The sequence below is a fragment of the Frankia sp. CcMO1 genome (assembly GCF_977945845.1).
Window position 1 is genome coordinate 10,657 of sequence record NZ_CDWTMG010000041.1, and the last position, 17,931, is coordinate 28,587.

At 69.5% G+C, this 17,931-nt stretch carries 16 protein-coding genes; 4 read left to right on the forward strand and 12 right to left on the reverse strand.

Annotated elements, in window-relative coordinates:
• Positions 1–5: 5 nt before the first annotated feature.
• Both AC08OU_RS08085 and mscL read right to left on the reverse strand, forming a co-directional pair.
• Positions 6–956: a S1C family serine protease gene (locus AC08OU_RS08085; RefSeq protein WP_462187421.1), complete on the reverse strand. Its 951-nt coding sequence runs from the start codon at positions 954–956 to the stop codon at positions 6–8.
• Positions 957–1,853: 897 nt separating this feature from the next.
• On the reverse strand, positions 1,854–2,249 hold the full coding sequence (gene mscL, locus AC08OU_RS08090) for a large conductance mechanosensitive channel protein MscL (protein WP_476599955.1): 396 nt from the start codon (positions 2,247–2,249) through the stop codon (positions 1,854–1,856).
• Between the two features lie 916 nt (positions 2,250–3,165).
• Between mscL and AC08OU_RS08095 the strand changes: the two genes are divergently transcribed.
• On the forward strand, positions 3,166–3,984 hold the full coding sequence (locus AC08OU_RS08095) for a hypothetical protein (RefSeq protein ID WP_476599957.1): 819 nt from the start codon (positions 3,166–3,168) through the stop codon (positions 3,982–3,984).
• Positions 3,985–4,033: 49 nt separating this feature from the next.
• Here AC08OU_RS08095 and AC08OU_RS08100 read toward each other — a convergent pair whose 3' ends face one another.
• The 3 genes from AC08OU_RS08100 to AC08OU_RS08110 all read right to left on the reverse strand — a co-directional run bounded on the left by AC08OU_RS08100 (position 4,034) and on the right by AC08OU_RS08110 (position 6,723).
• A complete protein-coding gene (locus AC08OU_RS08100; RefSeq protein WP_476599959.1) occupies positions 4,034–5,212 on the reverse strand; it encodes a CE1 family esterase in 1,179 nt (392 codons plus the stop codon).
• 27 nt (positions 5,213–5,239) lie between these two features.
• Positions 5,240–5,638 (reverse strand): hypothetical protein, encoded by a 399-nt coding sequence (locus tag AC08OU_RS08105; protein ID WP_462187418.1) that lies wholly within the window; start codon positions 5,636–5,638, stop codon positions 5,240–5,242.
• Positions 5,639–5,835: 197 nt separating this feature from the next.
• Positions 5,836–6,723, reverse strand: a complete 888-nt coding sequence (locus AC08OU_RS08110; protein ID WP_476599961.1) for a membrane protein — start codon at positions 6,721–6,723, stop codon at positions 5,836–5,838.
• 331 nt (positions 6,724–7,054) lie between these two features.
• On the opposite strand from AC08OU_RS08110, the gene AC08OU_RS08115 reads away from it, so the two are divergent.
• The gene (locus tag AC08OU_RS08115; protein WP_476604589.1) at positions 7,055–7,711 is read left to right on the forward strand and encodes a UdgX family uracil-DNA binding protein; all 657 of its coding nucleotides are present in this window, start codon (positions 7,055–7,057) and stop codon (positions 7,709–7,711) included.
• Positions 7,712–7,766: 55 nt separating this feature from the next.
• Here the strand turns inward: AC08OU_RS08115 and AC08OU_RS08120 are convergent, their stop codons facing one another.
• The 4 genes from AC08OU_RS08120 to AC08OU_RS08135 form a co-directional block, all read right to left on the reverse strand.
• Entirely contained in the window at positions 7,767–8,501 is a 735-nt protein-coding gene (locus tag AC08OU_RS08120; RefSeq protein WP_476599965.1) for a L,D-transpeptidase, read from the reverse strand.
• 20 nt (positions 8,502–8,521) lie between these two features.
• On the reverse strand, positions 8,522–9,325 hold the full coding sequence (locus AC08OU_RS08125; RefSeq protein ID WP_476599967.1) for a hypothetical protein: 804 nt from the start codon (positions 9,323–9,325) through the stop codon (positions 8,522–8,524).
• Positions 9,326–9,693: 368 nt separating this feature from the next.
• Complete coding sequence (gene pdxH, locus AC08OU_RS08130; RefSeq protein ID WP_476599969.1) at positions 9,694–10,446, reverse strand: pyridoxamine 5'-phosphate oxidase; 753 nt, start codon at positions 10,444–10,446, stop codon at positions 9,694–9,696.
• 83 nt (positions 10,447–10,529) lie between these two features.
• Positions 10,530–10,925 carry a toll/interleukin-1 receptor domain-containing protein gene (locus tag AC08OU_RS08135; protein WP_476599971.1) on the reverse strand — a complete coding sequence of 132 codons (396 nt, stop codon included), beginning with the start codon at positions 10,923–10,925 and terminating at the stop codon, positions 10,530–10,532.
• Positions 10,926–11,346: 421 nt separating this feature from the next.
• Between AC08OU_RS08135 and AC08OU_RS08140 the strand changes: the two genes are divergently transcribed.
• Complete coding sequence (locus AC08OU_RS08140; protein WP_462187413.1) at positions 11,347–12,456, forward strand: citrate synthase 2; 1,110 nt, start codon at positions 11,347–11,349, stop codon at positions 12,454–12,456.
• Entirely contained in the window at positions 12,449–13,573 is a 1,125-nt protein-coding gene (gene serC, locus AC08OU_RS08145; RefSeq protein WP_476599977.1) for a phosphoserine transaminase, read from the forward strand. The genes AC08OU_RS08140 and serC overlap by 8 nt, the downstream gene beginning before the upstream one ends.
• 86 nt (positions 13,574–13,659) lie before the next feature.
• On the opposite strand, the gene AC08OU_RS08150 is transcribed toward serC, so the two are convergent.
• From AC08OU_RS08150 to AC08OU_RS08160, 3 genes are all read right to left on the reverse strand, one after another.
• A complete protein-coding gene (locus AC08OU_RS08150) occupies positions 13,660–15,027 on the reverse strand; it encodes a citrate synthase (RefSeq protein ID WP_476599978.1) in 1,368 nt (455 codons plus the stop codon).
• A gap of 266 nt (positions 15,028–15,293) precedes the next feature.
• The gene (locus AC08OU_RS08155) at positions 15,294–15,983 is read right to left on the reverse strand and encodes a response regulator transcription factor (RefSeq protein ID WP_476599980.1); all 690 of its coding nucleotides are present in this window, start codon (positions 15,981–15,983) and stop codon (positions 15,294–15,296) included.
• Entirely contained in the window at positions 15,974–17,737 is a 1,764-nt protein-coding gene (locus tag AC08OU_RS08160; protein WP_476599982.1) for a sensor histidine kinase, read from the reverse strand. The genes AC08OU_RS08155 and AC08OU_RS08160 overlap by 10 nt, the downstream gene beginning before the upstream one ends.
• Positions 17,738–17,931 lie beyond the last annotated feature (194 nt).

A 17,931-nucleotide genomic window follows, 5' to 3' on the forward strand; every position in this document is an offset into this window, starting at 1 on the left:
ATAGCTCAGGATGCCGGTGGTTGTTGGGCGAGCCGGGCCTTGACGGTGCCGCTCTGTCCATCACGGGTATAGGTCACTTCCACCTCGTCGCCGATGGCGTGGGACCGGACCGCCGCGATGAGGGAGTCGACGTCGTTGACAGCACGGTTGCCGACCTTCGTGATGACGTCGTCGGCGCGAAGGCCGGCCTTTTCGGCGGGTCCACCCGGAACCATGGAGCGGATCTTTGCACCGTTGCCGCTGGAGGCGGTGGAGCGGGTGTTCTCCTCCGAGGTGGAGGCGCTGACGCCCAGGTACGGGTGTCGGGCGCTGCCCGTAGAGATCAACTCGGTGGCCACCGACCCGGCATAGTTGCCCGGAATAGCGAAACCGACGCCGATGTTGCCGGACTGCTGGCCGCCACCGAAGGGACTTCCACCACCCACGGTCGCGATCGCGCTGTTCACGCCGATGATCTCGCCGCGACTGTTGACCAGCGGACCACCGGAGTTACCGGGGTTGATTGATGCGTCGGTCTGGATTGCGTCGAGCACGGTGTTCTGCTGATCCCGCACGGTTGAATCCCCGGTGCGCACCGGGCGATGCACGGCACTGACGATGCCGGACGTGACCGTGCCGTTCAGCCCGAGCGGGCTGCCGACCGCTACCACCAGTTCCCCGATGCTCAGCGGGTCGGAATTGCCGAACGTGGCCGCCGTGAGACCGGTGGCATTGATTTTGATCACCGCGAGGTCCGAGCTCGGATCCGTGCCTACGACCTGCGCATCGAAAGTACGACCGTCCTGCAGGGTGACCGTCAGCGAGCCGCCATTCGCGGCACCCGAGACCACATGGTTGTTCGTCAGGATATGCCCGTCCGAACGGATGATGGTGCCGGAGCCGGTGCCCGACTCGCTGCTCGATTCCTCGGAGATTGTCACGACACTCGGCAGGATCTTCTGCGCCGCGGCCGACACAGTGTTCACGGCTGCGGGCGACGTTCCACCGGAACTGTCCACGGTGTTGTGCAGACCGGCGGATGTGACGATGGTCTGCCCCCCGTTGTTGTCGGCGACCATCGCTCCGACACCGCCACCCACACCGGCCGAGACCAGGGCGATGGCGAGTCCGGCGGCGACGAGCCGCCGTCGGCGCCAAGGGGGCGAGGCGGCCATGGTTGTCTCGTTGCCGTAGAGGTCCTGGGTGGGTGGCGAGCCGGCGCCGCTCGGAGAACTCCATGGCGGTCCCCAGGAATACCCTCCGGTCGGGGGGCCCGCGGGAGGTCCCGCGGGGCCGGCCGCGCCATTCACGGCTCTCGGGGCAGCGGGACCACCGGGTGGCGGACCTGAAGGCGGTCCCCACGGGCCGCCGGGCGACGCCGTCGGAGGCGGGCTTCCCGCGGAGAGCGCGGCCTGCGGCTGGCTGGCCTGGGACGGCCCGGCCGGGTACGGAGAATCCGGATACGGACGAGGATCCCCATGCGGGGGATGGGGATTCGGATACTGAGGATGCTGGCCGGAGGATGGCCCCAGCGTCGGCGGTTGGCTGTACGGCGAGCCGGGCGGACGGGAAGGCGGGCCCGCCGGGAGGCCGGGTTCGGAGCTGGCGGGACCAGCCGGGTGAGCTTGGCCGGCTCGTGTCCCGGCCGCGCCGCCGATGGACGGAGCCCAAGGGGAGGGGGGGGAGTCATGCCCGGCGCCGGACCCCTCCTTGCCGCCGCCCCTGGGGGCGTCCTCGGCGCTACTGCTGAAGGGGAGACGCGGTGTCATGGTAGGCACTTTCCCTTGAAAGCCTGAGCGATTCCTGAATGCCGACCAACGTTCGGGTAAGCGATCCGGTGTGGAGCCGCGCTGGGTCGGCCCGGGTCGGCTGGGTCAGCCGGTGGGACGGTGTTCCGCCAGTAGATCACGGATTTCCGTGAGCAGGCGTGCCTCGTCGGTGAGTACTGGGTCCTCCTCCGGCGGGACCTGCCCCCGCGTCCGCCGCTCGTTGATGGTGGTCAGGGGGAGTACTACTACGAAGTAGATCACTGTAGCGACTGAGAGGAATGCGATGACACTGTTGATGAACTCGCCGTACCGAAACATGCTGCCGTTGATGGTGAAGGTGAGGGCCGAGAAGTCGGGTTTGCCGAAGATCGCGGCGATCAGCGGGGTGAAGATGGTCTTCACCAGCGACGTCACCACTGCGGTGAAGGCGGTACCGACCACGACCGCGACCGCCAGGTCGACGACGTTCCCTCGCATCAGGAACTGCCTGAAGCCCTTCATGCGGCGTCCCCCCTGAAATATGTGCCTGATGACATGGGAGGATATCGGTGCAGATCAGTGGGTGACCGGCGAGGTACCTGGCCGATCCCTCTACGCCTTCGGGGGGCTACTGTCAACTAAGCTCGCGCAACGTCGACGCAACGCCGTGGTACAGCGGTGGGACGGGCGGACGCAAGCGGAGCTCGGGATCGGAGGTCGTCTGGTGACGGACGGTGTGCGACGGACCGAGTGGGACGACGACCGGCAGTCTCCCTACTATCAGGGGGGCGGTAGCGGTCCCTCGATGGAGCCGTATCAGCCAGCAGGGCCGGATCCGCGCCCGCAGCATAGCGGCTACGGCCCTCCGACCGGGTCATATGACGCCGCTGGACCGGTGACCGGGCCCTACCACCCGGTACCGGCGAGCCACGGCAATCCCGGCCACGGCAATCCATATCAGGGCAGTTCGATACAGCCCGAGGATACCGATTCGCCGTCCACCGGCACCTCGATGCGCCGGACGCTCGTCCCGCCCGCTCGGACCGCTCGGACCGAGGGCCGGCGGTCCCGAGTCGTTCCTGGTTCCGCTCCCGCACCCGCACCCGGGCGTCAACCACCCGAATGGGCTTCCGATGGAAGGTCGGATCCACGAGGTGGACCGGATCGGCAGAATGAGGGCGGTCTGCCGCGGGCCAAGACGGCGATGCCGACACGTCGGGCCGACGGTGCCCCTACAGGCGGTCCGTCGACCGGCGGCGCCGGAATGAGGGACGGTGGAACAGGCCTGCGGACGCCCTACGGCAGGGATGCCGGCGACGACCTCGGACTCGACCGGCGCCGTGCCGATCGCACCGATCCCGGTCGGCCTGATCGGTCCGGTCGACCCGACCGACTCGAGGCTTACCCGCCGGGCGGGGGGCGGAGCCGGCCGAGTCCGGTGCGGTTCGGCGCCGACCAGCGGGTCGCGGCGCGTCGCTCAGGGAGCCTGACCTCCGCCGCGGGCACAGTCGATTTCCCCGACGAGGACGACGCTCGCGATTCCCGGCAGGGAGATCGTGATTCCGACACCATGCCCTTCCTGCATCGGGTCGGGGTGGCCCTGGTGGTGCTGGCCGTGGCACTTGGGGTGGGCGTCGGGGCCGGTGCCGTCTGGGAGAAGGTCCGGCCCAGCGGCCGGACCGCCACCAATGCGGCCCCGGCGCCGACGGCAGTATCGTCCGGCGGTCCCGCAGCGGCCGCGCCTAGCCCGAGCACGGGGGCAGCCGGCGGTCAGGCAGCTGGCGGTCAGGCGGCCGCGGGCCAGATCGCGGTGCCGGCGGACTGGACCTCGTTCACCGACACTGTGCAGAAGGCCACCTTCTCCCACCCACCGGTGTGGAAGCAGCGGCGCGACAACACCGGCATCTTTTATGGCGGGCCCGGCACCGTCTCGGAGTACGGACCGCAGATGATCGGGGTGGCCCGGGTCGCGGTGCAGGATCCGGTGGCAGCGATCACGCAGGTCCAGTCCGCCGAGTTCAACACGGTCCCCGGTCTGACCAGGGACCGTTCCGGCCCGGCGACGGATATCAGCGGTCAGCCCACCCAGGAACTCGTCGGCTCGTACGACCGGGAGGGGCAGCGGGTCTCCTACCTCATGCGCACGGTGTCGGTGTCCGGTGCCGTGTACGTGCTCATCGCGCGAGTGTCGACCGACGTCCTGGCGTCGCTCAATACGCTGATGGGCGCGCTGCGGTCCTCGTTCGCGCCGGCCTGATCCGTGTTCGCGCCGGCCTGATCCGTCCCTGCCGGCTGGCCGTCGCGGGTCACATCCGCGGGCCAGGCCGCGCGGAACGGGCCGGAGCCAGCAGATTCCAGATCACCCTGCCCGTGGCGAAGGCGGCCGGTCCGGAGACGGCCGGCCAGCCGTGGGCCAGGGCGGGCAGCAGGAACTGCACGACCCGGGCCGAGGAGGCACAGGGGGTCTCCTTGCGCAGGGCGACGGCCGGTGACGTCACCGTGGTCGAATTCGCGGGCACACCCGGGACGGCGCTCGGCATCAGGACCCGCGGGGCGGCGTTCACCAGCGCGTTTGCAGGGTGCGCCGGCCCGCTTGCCGGGGGCACCGGGGGCACGGCGACGGGCGCGGCCACGTCCGCGTCCGTTCCAACGCTCAGCGCGGACTGTGATGCCACCGGGGCGTGCCATGGCATGCCGGTCGAATCCGTGAGGACAGTGTCCGTAGGCCGGCTCGGGACGGGGCAGCGATCCACCGACCGGAACGGGATCATGCTCTCCTCGACCGGCGTGATCGCGGTCCGCAGCACCGGCGACCAGAGGGTCCCCTGGTAGGGCACATGGCCGTCCGCCCCGCCGTGGACGACCACGACGGTCAGCGGGGCGCCCGGACGGCAGTCCGACACCTGACGGCTGGCCGCCACGACGGCGATGCCCGCGAGTTCGTCCCCGTGTTCGCAGGCGTACCGGTAGGCCAGCATGCCGCCGTTGGACAGACCGATCAGGCTGACCCTGTTCCGGTCGATCGGGTAGTGCTCGCTGAGATGCGCGATCAACGCGCGTAGCCAGCCGACGTCATCGGTATGGTTGATCACGGCGGTGTCGCAGCAGGTTCCAGCGTTCCATGCCCTGTTGAGGCCGTCCGGGTACACGACGGCGAGGCCGGCGGCACGGGCGAGGTTGTCCAGGTCCCAGTGCTGCTTGGGGTCCGCGCCGTCGTAGTGCAGGCTGTGCAGCGCCACGAGCAGGGGATAGGGCTTCGGAGCGTCGGACGGGGGCAGGGTCATCCGGATGCGGGCGCCCCGTCCGGAGCGTTCGAATGCATCGGGACCCGTGGTGGGCGCCGGGGTGGCGGCCAGGACTACATGACCACGTCGGGGACCCTCCAGCACGCCGCAGCCGGACGTCGTCAGCAGAAGGGGAACCAGGAGGGTGAGGAGCCAGACCGCGGCGACGCGGCGGCGACGGACGGCCGGCACGAGGGCCATTCTGACGCGCGTCCAGCGCCCCGGGCGTCACCGGTGTCGATGATTGCTCTTCGTGTTCGAACTACTACGAGCGAGATCGCCCTCGGGGGTGCGGACCACATTGAGTCTGGGACGATCCGCGTCGGAAGGCACCCAGCGGCCCGATGATCGTGTCTCCGTGTTCTCCGCGGCCGTGCGGTAACGGTCGAACGCCTCCTGGGCACGGCTTTCCAGATCGCCCACGAGAGCGAGTGACTCGCGTACCCGCCGCTCCCCGGCGGGACCGGCGGCGAGCAGGTCCGACAGACAGTTGTCCACGGCACGCCGCGCCGCCAGCCAGCCGAGGAGCAGTCGGGATCGCTCCATATCCGAGAGCTCGTCCACCGAGATGTCCCTCCGCTCGCCACTCGTGACGTTGATGAGGTTTCCGCCGTGAGGATCGGCCACCTGCGGACCGATCTGGCAGGGTCCCCTGGCTGGGTCAGGTGTCCGGGTCAGGGCGATATGCGTGGTCGAGGTCAGCGACCGACTTTTACCGTCCGTCCTCTCCCAGAGTGCCCCACCTGAGGCCCGAACGCGCCGCAGTTCGCCGAACGCACACCCACCGGCCGACGGCGACCGGGATGTGGGGGACGGACCACGCGTTACGTGGGTCCCCCCGGAAGCGGTCGGCCGGCGGGCGGCGGGGGCTCGTCCACCGCAGACGGTGGAGGCCGTTCGGAGGAGCCGGTTTTGGACAGTGGCCCCTCGCCCGGTGGCGGGATCGGGGGTCGGGGCGAGGCGACGGCCGGCGGTGGCAGCGGCCGTTCCGGCGCGTGTGCCGGGGAGGTGGTGGGGCGGCGATCGTGCCACTTCGCCCGAGCCTCGGCGGCGGTGTCCTCGACGTGTTCGAGGATCTCCTCCCATCGGATCTGCATGGGTCGAATGAGGCCGCCTCCCACGCCGACGACGATCACACCGGTGAGGGAGGCCAGGATCGCCCAGAGGACCGGTGTGGTGACCGACGTCGCGAGTCCCACCTCGTCCAACCCCGTTTTGCCGAAGGCGACTACGAGCACGGTGGCCACGATGTTGCCGGCCGCCCGTCCGTACGCGAGGTCGCGTAGTGCCTCCGTGACAAAGGTCCGGACGACCCGGGCGAGGCCGACCCCGATCATGATGACCAGCGTCGCGAGCAGGGTGCGGAGCAGCAGAGCGAGTAGATCGGTCACGGTGTCCTCGGCCGTGTTCGGTCCGAAGACCCCCAGCGCGATCCGCAGCACGCCGAGCAGGCCGATGCCCATGAGCACCCGGAGCCCGCTCGCCCGCACGCTCTGGGCCGGCTGGTGCAATAGCCGCGGCAGGCCGGCGCGATCGATGATCCGATCCAGGCCGGCGCGTTCGGTGAACCGGGTGACGAGGCGCGTACCCGCCCGGACCAACAGCCAACCGAGCAGACAGATCGCGAGGAAGAGGCCTACTTTCGGAGCTGTCGCGGCGATTTGCGACCATTCGTCGGAGAAGTCCCGATCCCACTCCACGGCAAGCGTCACCCGTACAGCACAATAGCAAACGCTGTGTAGTTGAATGATGACACGCCGCTATTTTGCGGGGTGGTCCCGTGGATTGGCCACCCTTGATCCTGGACAGGGGGATGCGTGGGCAGGATCCCCCGCTCGAAGACCGGCGGAGAAGTGGCGGGCTCCGCCGGAGGTGGTTGCGTCGGCGTGGGATGTGGAGGGCAGCTCACGCACGGCGCGCCACGCATCGCCCCGCACCACGCATCGCCCCGCACCCCCGGCACCGGGGTCCCGGCACGCCGGGTCTCCCAGGGCTCGTGCGGCTCGTGCGGACGGGCGAGGGCCCGTCCGGTTGAATCGGTGGATGAGCATGCAGCCCGTACACATACCACCACGGGCGGACCTGCCGACCCTGGCGGCGGCGGCCGCCGACTGCCAGGGATGCGACCTCGCGCAGCTGCCCGGCACCCGCACGGTCTTCGGGGTCGGCCCCGCGCACGGCTGGCTCGCCCTCGTCGGCGAGCAGCCGGGCGACATCGAGGACCGGCGGGGTGTGCCGTTCGTGGGCCCCGCCGGCAAGCTGCTCGACCGGGCCCTCGGCGAGGTGGGACTCGACCGTGCCGAGGTGTACATGACGAACGCCGTCAAGCACTTCCGGTATCGCACCGGCAACGGCCCGCGGCGGATCCACCAGACGCCGGACCCGCGGCATGTCACCGCGTGCCGTCCCTGGCTATCCGCGGAGCTCAACCTCGTTCGGCCGGCGATCGTCGTGATCCTGGGGGCTACGGCCGGTATGTCGCTGCGCGGACCGTCGTTCCGGGTGACGAAGATGCGTGGCCGGCTGCTCCCCGGGCCGGCCGGCTCCGGGGCTCAGCTGCTCGCCACGCTGCATCCCAGTGCGGTGCTACGGGCAGATCCCGCCCGCCGTGACGAGGTCTACGCCGGATTCGTCGACGATCTGCGGATCGCCGTGGCGGCCCGTCCCGCCATGGGCCCGTCCGCCTCGGTGGATGCATAGCCCACCCGGGCCCCGGCGATCCTCCGCCGGGAAGGGCCTCGTTACCGATCTTCTTCTAGGCGATGATGTCGATCGGTGTACCGAGGGGAACGGTCTGGGCGAGTCTGGTGATCGCGTCGTTGCTCAGGCGGATGCATCCGTGGCTGACGTCCTTGCCGATGAGCTTTGGCTCGTTCGTCCCGTACATGCCGATGACCGGCTTGTGGCCGCCGAACGAGCTGAGTGATGTCGAGAAGCCGTTAAGCCCGAAGGCATACGGCCCGTACGGACCGTTCGGGTCACGCGGCTTGAGCAGCTCCATGAGATAGAAGCGCCCGCCCGGCGTCGGGGTGTCGGCGGTGCCGATCCCCACCGGCTCCTCGGCGATCTGTGTCCCGTTGCTGAACACATGGAGTCGGTGCCTGCCGCGGGAGACAACCAGCCGGTACGACGTCTCGGACGCGGTGACCTGGTCCGCCTTCAACCAGCCGGTGCTGCCGTTCGGCTGCACCGGCAGCAGTACCTGCCACCATCCCGACAGCTTGGCCTGGACGAGGAAGACCCGCTTGACGCCGTTCTCATTCGGACTGGCCAGCGTGGAGGAGGGTTGGGTGTCGGTCGGGGCGCTGTAGACGTCGACGCTGGCACCCACGGCCGTGACCACGGTGCTCTTTCCCTGGCCGAGCCCGGCGACGGCGGCGAGCTGGTTGCGCACCTGCGGGGAGAGATCGGTGGAGGCGTTCCTGGCGCCGTTGCCGCAGCTGGTCAGCACGACGCCACCCAGGATGGCCGCGAGGGCGCCCGCGGCCATCCTGGGACCAGGTCCGGAGCTCATCGCGTGTAGTGCGGATCGGCCGGGACGGCGCTCGTGGCGGCGGGCACCGCGACGGGTAGCGGAGCGGGCGGTGCGAGCGGCAGCGGGGCCGACCCGCCCGTGCAGTTGGAGACACCGACCGTCGGCACGGTCACGAGCAGAACCTTGGTCTTGGCGTCCCAAGGGGAGCCGATTACCGCGAGCGCCTTCGAGGGGACGTCAACGGTCTGCTTCGGCCCGATGTCCAGAATCCCGCCGTGCAGGCTGGTGTCGAACCAGCCGAATCCAAAGGCCTTGTCCGCGGTGTTCTTCAGTTTCCAGGAGGGGACGGAGCCGTCGCAGGTGAAGGTGAGGAACAACGGGTTGACGTCCATGTCGTCGATGCTGTTGATCTGCTTGTCCAGCGGGACCTCGAAGGGCAGCAGGTCGAGGAAACTGTCGAGTGTCGGGTTGCCGGTGCCGTTGGTCGGGCTCGCGGAGGACGTCGCGTCCGCCGTCGCGCCCGGAATCAGGGCCGCGGCGTCGGTGGGCGTGGCACTCGGCGTGGCGCTCGGATCGAGGCTCGGAGTGGCGGTCGGGCCGGCCGGCCCGGTCGGCCCGACCGTCGGGTCCACGCCGGCCAACGGCTCTGTCTTCGGTGTCACCGTCGGGGCGTCGGCGACGAGGGGGGACGGGCTCGGCTGGGTGACGGCCGTGGCTGTGGCCGTGGCTGTGGCCGTGGGCGACGGTTCCGGAGTTTCGGCGAGCGCCGGGGAGGCCAGTGCGATGGTCGCCGTGCCGAGAACGCCGGCCACCGCGGCACGCATTCTGGTGATACGCATAAATCCGTCTCCTCGACGTGTGCCGAGCACGTTGATTGCGGGCAGGAGCGATTGCAGCCAAGAAGGTAGCAACGCGCCGTTCGTCCCCGGGAGGCCGGGTCCGGCGTAGCGGAACTGTTGGGTGGCGCGGCCGCGGTTTCGTGGTTGTCCGATGGGGTCCGTCGAGTCCGGCACGTTCAGCACCGGCCCAGTACGTTTAGTATCGTTCCGGCACGTTCAGTGCGGATCCGATGGGTTCAACGATGAACAGCGAGCGGCGAACGGACGTCAGTGAAGACCGCTAAGCCGGGCCGAGTCAATAAGGTGTCTCCGGGTGTGTCGCCGGCCGGCGGATGCGCGATTGCCGTGACGGTCAGGGGGCGTGACGGTCAAGGGGCGAGGCGTTCGATGACCCAGAGATCTCCGGCCGCGGTCGGGACGACGGAGTCCGTGCCGTCGCCGTCGGCCGGTACCGACACCCGCCGGTACCGCAGCCGGTCGTGCAGCCGGTCCGCGCGGCCCTGCCAGAACTCCACGATGTCCGGCACGATGCGTAACCCACCCCAGAACTCCGGTGTCGGCACCCGGGTGCCCTCGGGCCAACGGGCCGCGAGCTTGGCGGCGCGGTCGTCGAGCACCGTACGGGACTCGATGATCGTCGACTGGTGGCTGGCCCAGGCGCCGAGCTGCGAACCACGCGGACGCGACTGGAAGTAGCGTTCCGTCTCGGCCCGGCTCACGCGCTCGATCGATCCGATGACGACGACCTGGCGCTCGAGGGCGTACCAGGGGAAGACCAGCGAGCCGAAGGGGTTCTCGGCAGCCTCACGGCCCTTGCGCGAGGTGTAGTTCGTGTAGATCACAAAGCCCCGCTGGTCGAACCCCTTGAGCAGCACGGTCCTGGCACTGGGCCGCCCGGCGGCGGATGCCGTCGCGAACACGGCCGCGTTGGCCTCCGGAACGCCTACCCCGGGGGTGGCTGCGTCGGTGAACCAGGCGGCGAACTGTTCGACCCAGGTCGGCGCGAGATGCTCCGGCTCCAGATGACCGGTGCGGTAGCCCTGGCGGAGCAGGGCGGAATCGGGGACGTCCGGATCCGGACCGCCCACCGGCGGCTCGTCGGCAGCGGAGGCTGGGGCCACGCCCCGATTCTGCCAGGCAGGCCGCGCGCGCCAGCGGGACGGCCCCGAGGGTGATCCCGCCGGGCCAGGGTCCGTCGTCCTGGTCAGGAGAGCTCGGTCAGGAGCTCGCGGACGCCGAGGTCCCAGCGAACCGTAAGGTCGGTGCACCGCCGGCCAGCCAGCCGATATGGCGCGTCGCCGCCCGACGACCCCGACAGCAATGCTGGTACCAGGATGATACCGCGGGCGGCGAGATCATCGGCCAGTGCGGGTAGCCATTCCTGGACGATCCACGGCGCGTGGATTCCCAACGTGGAGTATCCGAGCACGAGAAAGTCGGCGGCAGCGAGCGTCTCATTCATGAACATGGACACGGTGTCGCCGATGCGTATCTCCCAACGGTCCAGGTGCACCGCGTGCCCCGCCGCGCTGATCGCCCGGCCCAACCGTTCGGCGGATGCGATGTCCGCCGCGCGATGACTGATGAAGACGAACGCCATGATCCTCCCATCGTGTTCGCGCTGCGTGACTGCCGCCGGTCAGACGTTCCAGGCACGAGGCCCGACCGTAGCGCGGAATGATCTCAGTTGACCAAACTTTCCGTTCATCGCTCTCGGCATATTCGTATAAATAGTAATATGATGGAAAAGATGCTGTGACTTACGTCATATTTTATGGGTTTCGCGTTGCCCAGTGCATCGGTCTGTGCGCGGTCGGTTCCAGATCAGGGTTGGATGGAGCATCGCGGGGCACCTGCGCCCTGGCGCGGTGGGATGCCTCGCGGCAGGATCGGATGGAGCAGCACCCACGGGGCAGCACCCACGAAGCAGCACCGACGGGGCAGGACGCGGACGGGCCGCCGGCAGGACCATAGAGACAGAACCGGTGGGACCAAGAGACAGAAGCGGAGATCCGGACTCGATGGCCGAGAAAACAAGCGATTTCAAGCCCGGTCTGGAAGGTGTAATCGCCTTCGAGACGGAGATCGCCGAGCCGGACAGGGAAGGTAGCGCGCTGCGTTACCGCGGCGTCGACATCGAAGACCTTGTTGGCAAGGTCGACTACGGCCACGTCTGGGGGCTGCTGGTCGACGGGGCGTTCGAGCCCGGACTGCCGCCGGCCGAGCCCTTTCCGGTCCCGGTGCACTCCGGTGACATCCGGGTGGACGTGCAGAGCGCGCTCGCGATGCTCGCGCCCTACTGGGGCCTGGGCCAGCTGATCGACATCACCCCGGAGCAGGCGCGGGACGATCTTGCCCGGGCGTCGGTCGTGGCGTTGTCGTTCGTCGCCCAGTCCGCGCGGGGCCTCGGTCAGCCGGCGGTGCCGCAGAAGGAGGTTGACCGGGCCCGGACGATAACCGAGCGGTTCATGATCCGTTGGCGTGGTGAGCCGGATCCCAGGCACGTCCAGGCCGTGGACGCCTACTGGGTCTCGGCCGCCGAGCACGGCATGAACGCCTCGACGTTCACCGCCCGGGTGGTCGCCTCGACCGGCGCGGACGCCTCGGCGGCGCTGTCGGCCGCCGTCGGTGCGCTGTCCGGTCCGCTGCACGGCGGTGCTCCGTCCCGGGTGCTCGCGATGCTCGACGAGGTCGAGCGCACCGGCGGCCCCCTCGGCTACGTCCGCCGTGCCCTGGACCGTAAGGAGCGCCTGATGGGCTTCGGGCACCGGGTGTACCGCGCCGAGGACCCGCGGGCCCGGGTGCTGCGCCGGACCGCTCGTGACCTGGGCTCGACCCGCTACGAGGTGGCGGAGGCGTTGGAGGCCGCCGCGATCGAGGAGCTGGCCAACCGGTTCCCGGATCGCCCGCTGCGGACCAACGTCGAGTTCTGGTCGGCGGTGGTGCTGGACTTCGCCGAGGTGCCGGCCCATATGTTCACGTCCATGTTCACCTGTGCCCGCACCGCCGGCTGGAGTGCCCACATCCTGGAACAACAACGCACCGGGCGGCTGATCCGCCCGTCCGCGCGGTACGTGGGCCCCGCTCCGCGCCCGCTCGGTGACGTCCTGCCGGGGGTCAGCCGTGGCTGACGCTCCCGCGATCGTGCTGCCCGACCGGCTGCGTCCCCGGGACGGCCGGTTCGGCTGTGGCCCGTCGAAGATCCGTCCTGAGGCGGTCGAGGCCCTCGCCGCGAGCGGGGCGACCTACCTCGGCACCTCGCACCGGCAGAAGCCGGTCAAGAGCCTGGTCGGCCGGGTGCGGGCAGGCCTGTCCGAGCTGTTCTCCCTGCCCGAGGGCTACGAGGTCGTGCTCGGGATCGGCGGTGCCACCGCCTTCTGGGACGCGGCCGCCTTCAACCTCGTCCGGACCCGCTCCCAGCACCTCGTCTTCGGCGAGTTCGGGGGCAAGTTCGCCGACACGACGAAGGGCGCGCCGTTCCTGGCCGCGCCGTCGGTGATCTCCTCGCCGCCCGGTACGCATCCGGACTGGGCGCCGGAGGCGGGCATCGACGTCTACGCCACCCCGCACAACGAGACCTCGACCGGTGTCGCCCGTCCGGTCCGCCGGCCGGTGGGTGCGGACGACGGCGCCCTGCACCTGGTCGACGCCACCTCGGGAGCCGGCGGGCTGCCGGTCGATGTGCGCGAGGTGGACGTCTACTACTTCGCGCCGCAGAAGAGCTTTGCCTCCGACGGCGGCCTGTGGACGGCGCTCGTGTCCCCGGCGGCGATCGACCGGCTCGCCGAGATCGCCGCGACGGACCGGTGGATCCCGCCGTTCCTCGATCTCGCCACGGCCCGGGACAACAGCTCCAAGGACCAGACCTACAACACCCCGGCGGTCGCGACGCTGTTCCTGTTCGCCGACCAGATCGAGTGGATGTTCGCCCAGGGCGGGCTGGACTGGTGCGTGCGGAGGACCGCGGAATCGTCGTCCATCCTCTACACCTGGGCCGAGAAGACTTCCTACGCGACACCGTTCGTCGCCGACCCGGCCGCGCGTTCGCAGGTCGTCGTGACGGTCGACTTCGAGGGGGTGGACGCCGCCGCCGTGGCCAAGGTGCTGCGCGCAAACGGTGTCGTCGACGTCGAGCCCTACCGCAAGCTCGGCCGCAACCAGCTGCGGGTGGCCTGCTTCCCGGCGGTCGAGCCGGCCGACGTCGAGGCGCTCACCGCGAGCATCGACTACGTGGTCGAGCACCTGTAGGCGCCGGGAACCGGCGGGAGCCGCCGGCAACCACAAGGGCCGGGGCCGCGGGAGACACCGCGGCCCCGGTGGGGGGCTACGGCCGGTCAGCGCAGCGGGCGCTCCGGTGCCGCCTGGGCCGCCTGGGCCGCGATCGGGTCGGTCCCGCTGTCCACGACCCCGCTACGGTCGTCGATCGGGACATATGGCCGCTGGTCGTAGCCGATGTACAGCTGGCGCGGTCGGGCGATCTTCTGCTCGGGGTCGAGCAGGCCCTCTTCCCACTGTGCCAGCCATCCCGGCATCCGGCCGATGGCGAACAGCACCGGGAACATCTCCACCGGGAAGCCCATCGCCTGGTAGATGATGCCGGTGTAGAAGTCGACGTTCGGGTAGAGCTTGCGCGCGACGAAGTACTCGTCCTCCAGCGCGATCCGCTCCAGCTCCATGGCCAGGTCGAGGAACGGGTTCGTGCCGGTGACCTTGAAGACCTCGTCGGCGACCTGACGGATCACCCGGGCCCGCGGGTCGTAGTTCTTGTAGACCCGGTGGCCGAAGCCCATCAGCTTTTTCTTGCCCTCCTTCACCTGAGCGATGAAGGCGGGGATGTTCTCGACCGACCCGATCTCCGAGAGCATCCGCAGCACCTGCTCGTTGGCGCCACCGTGCAGCGGACCGTAGAGCGCGGAGATCGCGGCGGCGGCCGCCGAGAACGGGTCCGCCTGCGAGCTGCCGACCGCGCGCATCGCGTTGGCCGAGCAGTTCTGCTCGTGGTCGGCGTGCAGGATGAACAGCACGTCGAGGGCGTGCTCCAGGTTGGGGTCCGGCTCGTACTTGAGCTCGGTGGCCTTCCACATCATGTTGAGGAAGTTGCCGGCGTAGGACAGGTCGTTGTCCGGGTAGACGTACGGGAAACCGACCGAGTGCCGGTAGGAGAACGCTGCCAATGTCGTGATCTTGGCGATCAGGCGGACGATCTGCAGCCGGCGCAGCCCCGGGTCGTCGATCGTCTTGGCGTCCGGGTAGAAGGTCGACAGCGCACCCACCGTGGAGACTAGCATGCCCATCGGGTGCGCGTCGTGGTGGAAGCCGTCGATGAACTTCTTGATCGACTCGTGGACCAGGGTGTGATGGGTGATCTCGTCTTCCCAGGTCGCCAGCTCCTCGGCGGAGGGAAGCTCGCCGGCGAGGAGCAGGTAGGCGACCTCGAGGAAGCTGCTCTTCTCCGCCAGCTCCTGGATCGGATAGCCGCGGTAGCGCAGGATGCCGGCGTCACCGTCGATGTAGGTGATCGCACTTCTACAGCTCGCCGTGTTCGTGAAGGCGGGGTCGTACGTCATCAGCCCGAAGTCGTCGTCGCTCGTTTTGATCGAGCGAAACGCACTCGTACGTACCGCGCCGTCCGTAACCGGTATCTCATATGTTTTTCCGGTGCGGTTGTCGGTGACGGTCAGTGTGCTGACCTGCTCGGACACGCCGGGCTCCTCTCGCTGTGGCGGTGCCGCAATGACGGCACTGGCCCAAGTCGGGGCGCGCGTCCGGGTACGGAGCGCTCACGCCGGTTCGCTGGCTCACATGGTTGTTCCCAAGTTTGGCCGTTCGTGCCTGCACATGCCCGTGATCGGGGGGCTCCGTCCCACGTGGGCTGCGCCACCCCGGTGGGACAGAGTCTTCCGTGGCTGCGCTCGGGGGTGGAATCACGCTTCGATGGTCACTGCGGCTCGCCCAACCGGGTGGACCGCTACTCGGAGAGCGAGGAGTGGTCCTCGCCGCCGGCCTCGCCACCGGTGGCTCGGAGCCAGGCCAGCACGGCCAGTACCCGACGGTTGTCGTCCGCGGAGGCCGGCATCCGTAGCTTCGTGAAGACGTTGGCTACGTGGTTCTCGACGGTCTTCGGCGCCAGATGGAGCTTGGCGCCGATGCCCTGGTTCGATCGCCCCTCGGCCATGTGCCGGAGCACGGCCCGCTCCCTGGCGGTGAGGCGTTCCAGTTCGCCGGCCCGCCGGCGATGGGTCAACAGGCCGGCGATGATCTCCTCGTCGACGACGAGCCGACCGCCGACCACCCTGCGTAACGCGTCGTGCAGCGCGGTGATGTCGTCCACCCGGTCCTTGAGCAGATATCCGATGCCGCCGCCCCCGTCGCCCAGCAGCCGCAGCGCGTATGGCGTCTCGGCGTACGTGGACAGCACCAAGACGCCCATCGCGGGATGGGCCGCACGTATCGCCTCGGCCGCTATCAGCCCTTCGTCGGTGAACGTCGGAGGCATCCGGATGTCCAGGATGACGGCGTCGGGCCGGCCGCAGGCGAGCTGGTCGATGATCTCGTCCGCGGTCCCGGCCTGCGCGACGACCTCGACTCCCGCGGCGGCCAGCAGCATGGCCAGCCCCTCGCGGAACAGCTCTGAGTCATCCGCGACGGCTACCCGCACGGGATGCTCGCCGTCAGTCGGGTGCCGCCGCCGGACGGGCTGAGGATGCTCAGGTCGCCGCCGAGCGCACGTACCCGGTCCGCGAGACCCGCGAGCCCGCCACCCTCGACCACGACGGCACCGCCCTTACCGTCATCGGTGACCTCGATCAGGATGCCGTCGTCCACGCACCGGACCGTCACCCGGACCTGGGCCGCCCCGGCGTGTTTGACCGTGTTCGTCAGCGCCTCGCAGATCGTGTAGTAGGCGCCGGCCTCCAGGATCGGCTCGAACCGGACGGTCGGGATGTCGAACTCGACCTTGACGGGGAGGGGCTCGACCACCACCTCCAGGGCTGGGAGCAGCCCACCCTGACTCAGCATGGCCGGGTGGATTCCCCGGGCCAGACTGCGCAGGTCCTGGAGAACATGATGCAGATCCTCGCGAGCGGCTTCGATGGCAGAGATCGTATCGGGGTCGGAGGTCTTTGTCCGGGCGAGTCCCAGCCTGGTGGCGAGGGCCAGCAGCCGTTGCTGGACGCCGTCGTGCAGATCGCGCTCGAGGCGGCGCCGTTCGATCAGGCCGACCTCCACGATGCGGGCCCGGGAGGCGCGCACGGCGTCCAGCTGCGCGGCCACGGCGGCGTGCAGCCGGGCGTTCTCCAGCGCCATGGCGCTGGCCTGCAGTGCGACCGTGACCAGGTCGCGGTTGCGCTCCTGGGCGGCGGCGGCGGAGATCAGCGCCAGTGGCGCGCCCGACGAGGTCGTCACCGGCACGAGCAGCCGGCTGGCTCCGGGGCGGGGCGGGGTGGCCGTGGCGCCTTCGGCGTCGACCTGCCGCCGCTCCTGCGGCATCCACAGGAAGAGCTCGGCGGAGTCGTCGTGCAGAGCCGTACGCAGGATGTCTCGTACGGCCGGGACCGTCGGCGGCATCGGCAGCGTCGCCAGGAGCTGTGCGATGCGGGCGCGGGCGAGCTGGCGGCGTACGCCCGCCGCGGCGAAGGACAGGGGGATGGTCAGCAGCGCGAGCGCGATGAGGATGAAGGCCGGCGGGACGTAGGCTCCGCTGGGGTTGTAGACGAAGATGTTGACCGTGGCGGCGAGGGTGAACGCGACCAGCAGTGCGATGACGACCGGTCCGAAGATCCGGCGGTCGAGCGCGGAGTAGCGGCGCAGCCGCGCGCGGACAACCCAAAAAAAGGCCGCGGCCAGCACGAGGGTCAGGCTGTTGAGGACCCAGATGATCTCCTCGAAGACATCCCGGTCGATCGGCGAGCCATACCACCAGACATTTCGGGAATATCCGAGCCAGGTCGGGTCGGAGATGCCGACCAGTCCCAGGTTCGCCACCGGGATGACGAGGACGGCGCTTGCCAGCAGGGCGCGCTCGCGGTTGCTCTGCAATCGCCCGACCGGATATCGCAGCGCGCCCCAGCCGAGACAGACCCAGAAATGCGTGTAGGCGAACGTGGAGATGAAAGCCGACGGACCCTTGTCCCATGCCACGGTCCAGGTCAGTGCCCACAGCAGACCACTGAAGATCATGGCTCCGGTGGCGCTGCCCAACGCGTCCTCGCCGTTCAGCAGCACTCCGGTGAGGACGAAGGCGAGCGCCACCGAGACGTTGATGCCCGCCGCCACCGGGTTGTCGGAGAATGCCGGCCACTGGCAGGCGACCGTTCCGGCCGTGGTGGCTATACCCCCGATGCTGAAGCACCATGAGCGGTGGCGGGCGGCGCAGGCGGCCAGTCGGCGGGGTACACGCGGATGAGGCACCTCAATCCACCATATGTAGCCGGAATCTCACCGAACAAGCGTCGCACATGACGACCGGGGGTTTCGAGGGTTCCCCCCTACTCTCCTGGCGGCAACCCCCCGAAGAACTCTGGAGCTGCCCCCGAAGCCAGCGGTGGCATCGAAGGTGGAGGCTGGGAGAAACGGGTCGGTGTCCCTCGGGGACCGGACCTTCG

Excerpts from the sequence above, each read along its gene's own strand:
- AC08OU_RS08120 (WP_476599965.1), bottom strand. The coding sequence starts at position 8,501 with ATGGCCGCGGGCGCCCTCGCGGCCATCCTGGGTGGCGTCGTGCTGACC.
- AC08OU_RS08115 (WP_476604589.1), top strand. The coding sequence starts at position 7,055 with ATGAGCATGCAGCCCGTACACATACCACCACGGGCGGACCTGCCGACC.
- AC08OU_RS08125 (WP_476599967.1), bottom strand. The coding sequence starts at position 9,325 with ATGCGTATCACCAGAATGCGTGCCGCGGTGGCCGGCGTTCTCGGCACG.
- mscL (WP_476599955.1), bottom strand. The coding sequence starts at position 2,249 with ATGAAGGGCTTCAGGCAGTTCCTGATGCGAGGGAACGTCGTCGACCTG.
- AC08OU_RS08140 (WP_462187413.1), top strand. The coding sequence starts at position 11,347 with ATGGCCGAGAAAACAAGCGATTTCAAGCCCGGTCTGGAAGGTGTAATC.
- AC08OU_RS08135 (WP_476599971.1), bottom strand. The coding sequence starts at position 10,925 with ATGGCGTTCGTCTTCATCAGTCATCGCGCGGCGGACATCGCATCCGCC.
- AC08OU_RS08100 (WP_476599959.1), bottom strand. The coding sequence starts at position 5,212 with ATGGCCCTCGTGCCGGCCGTCCGTCGCCGCCGCGTCGCCGCGGTCTGG.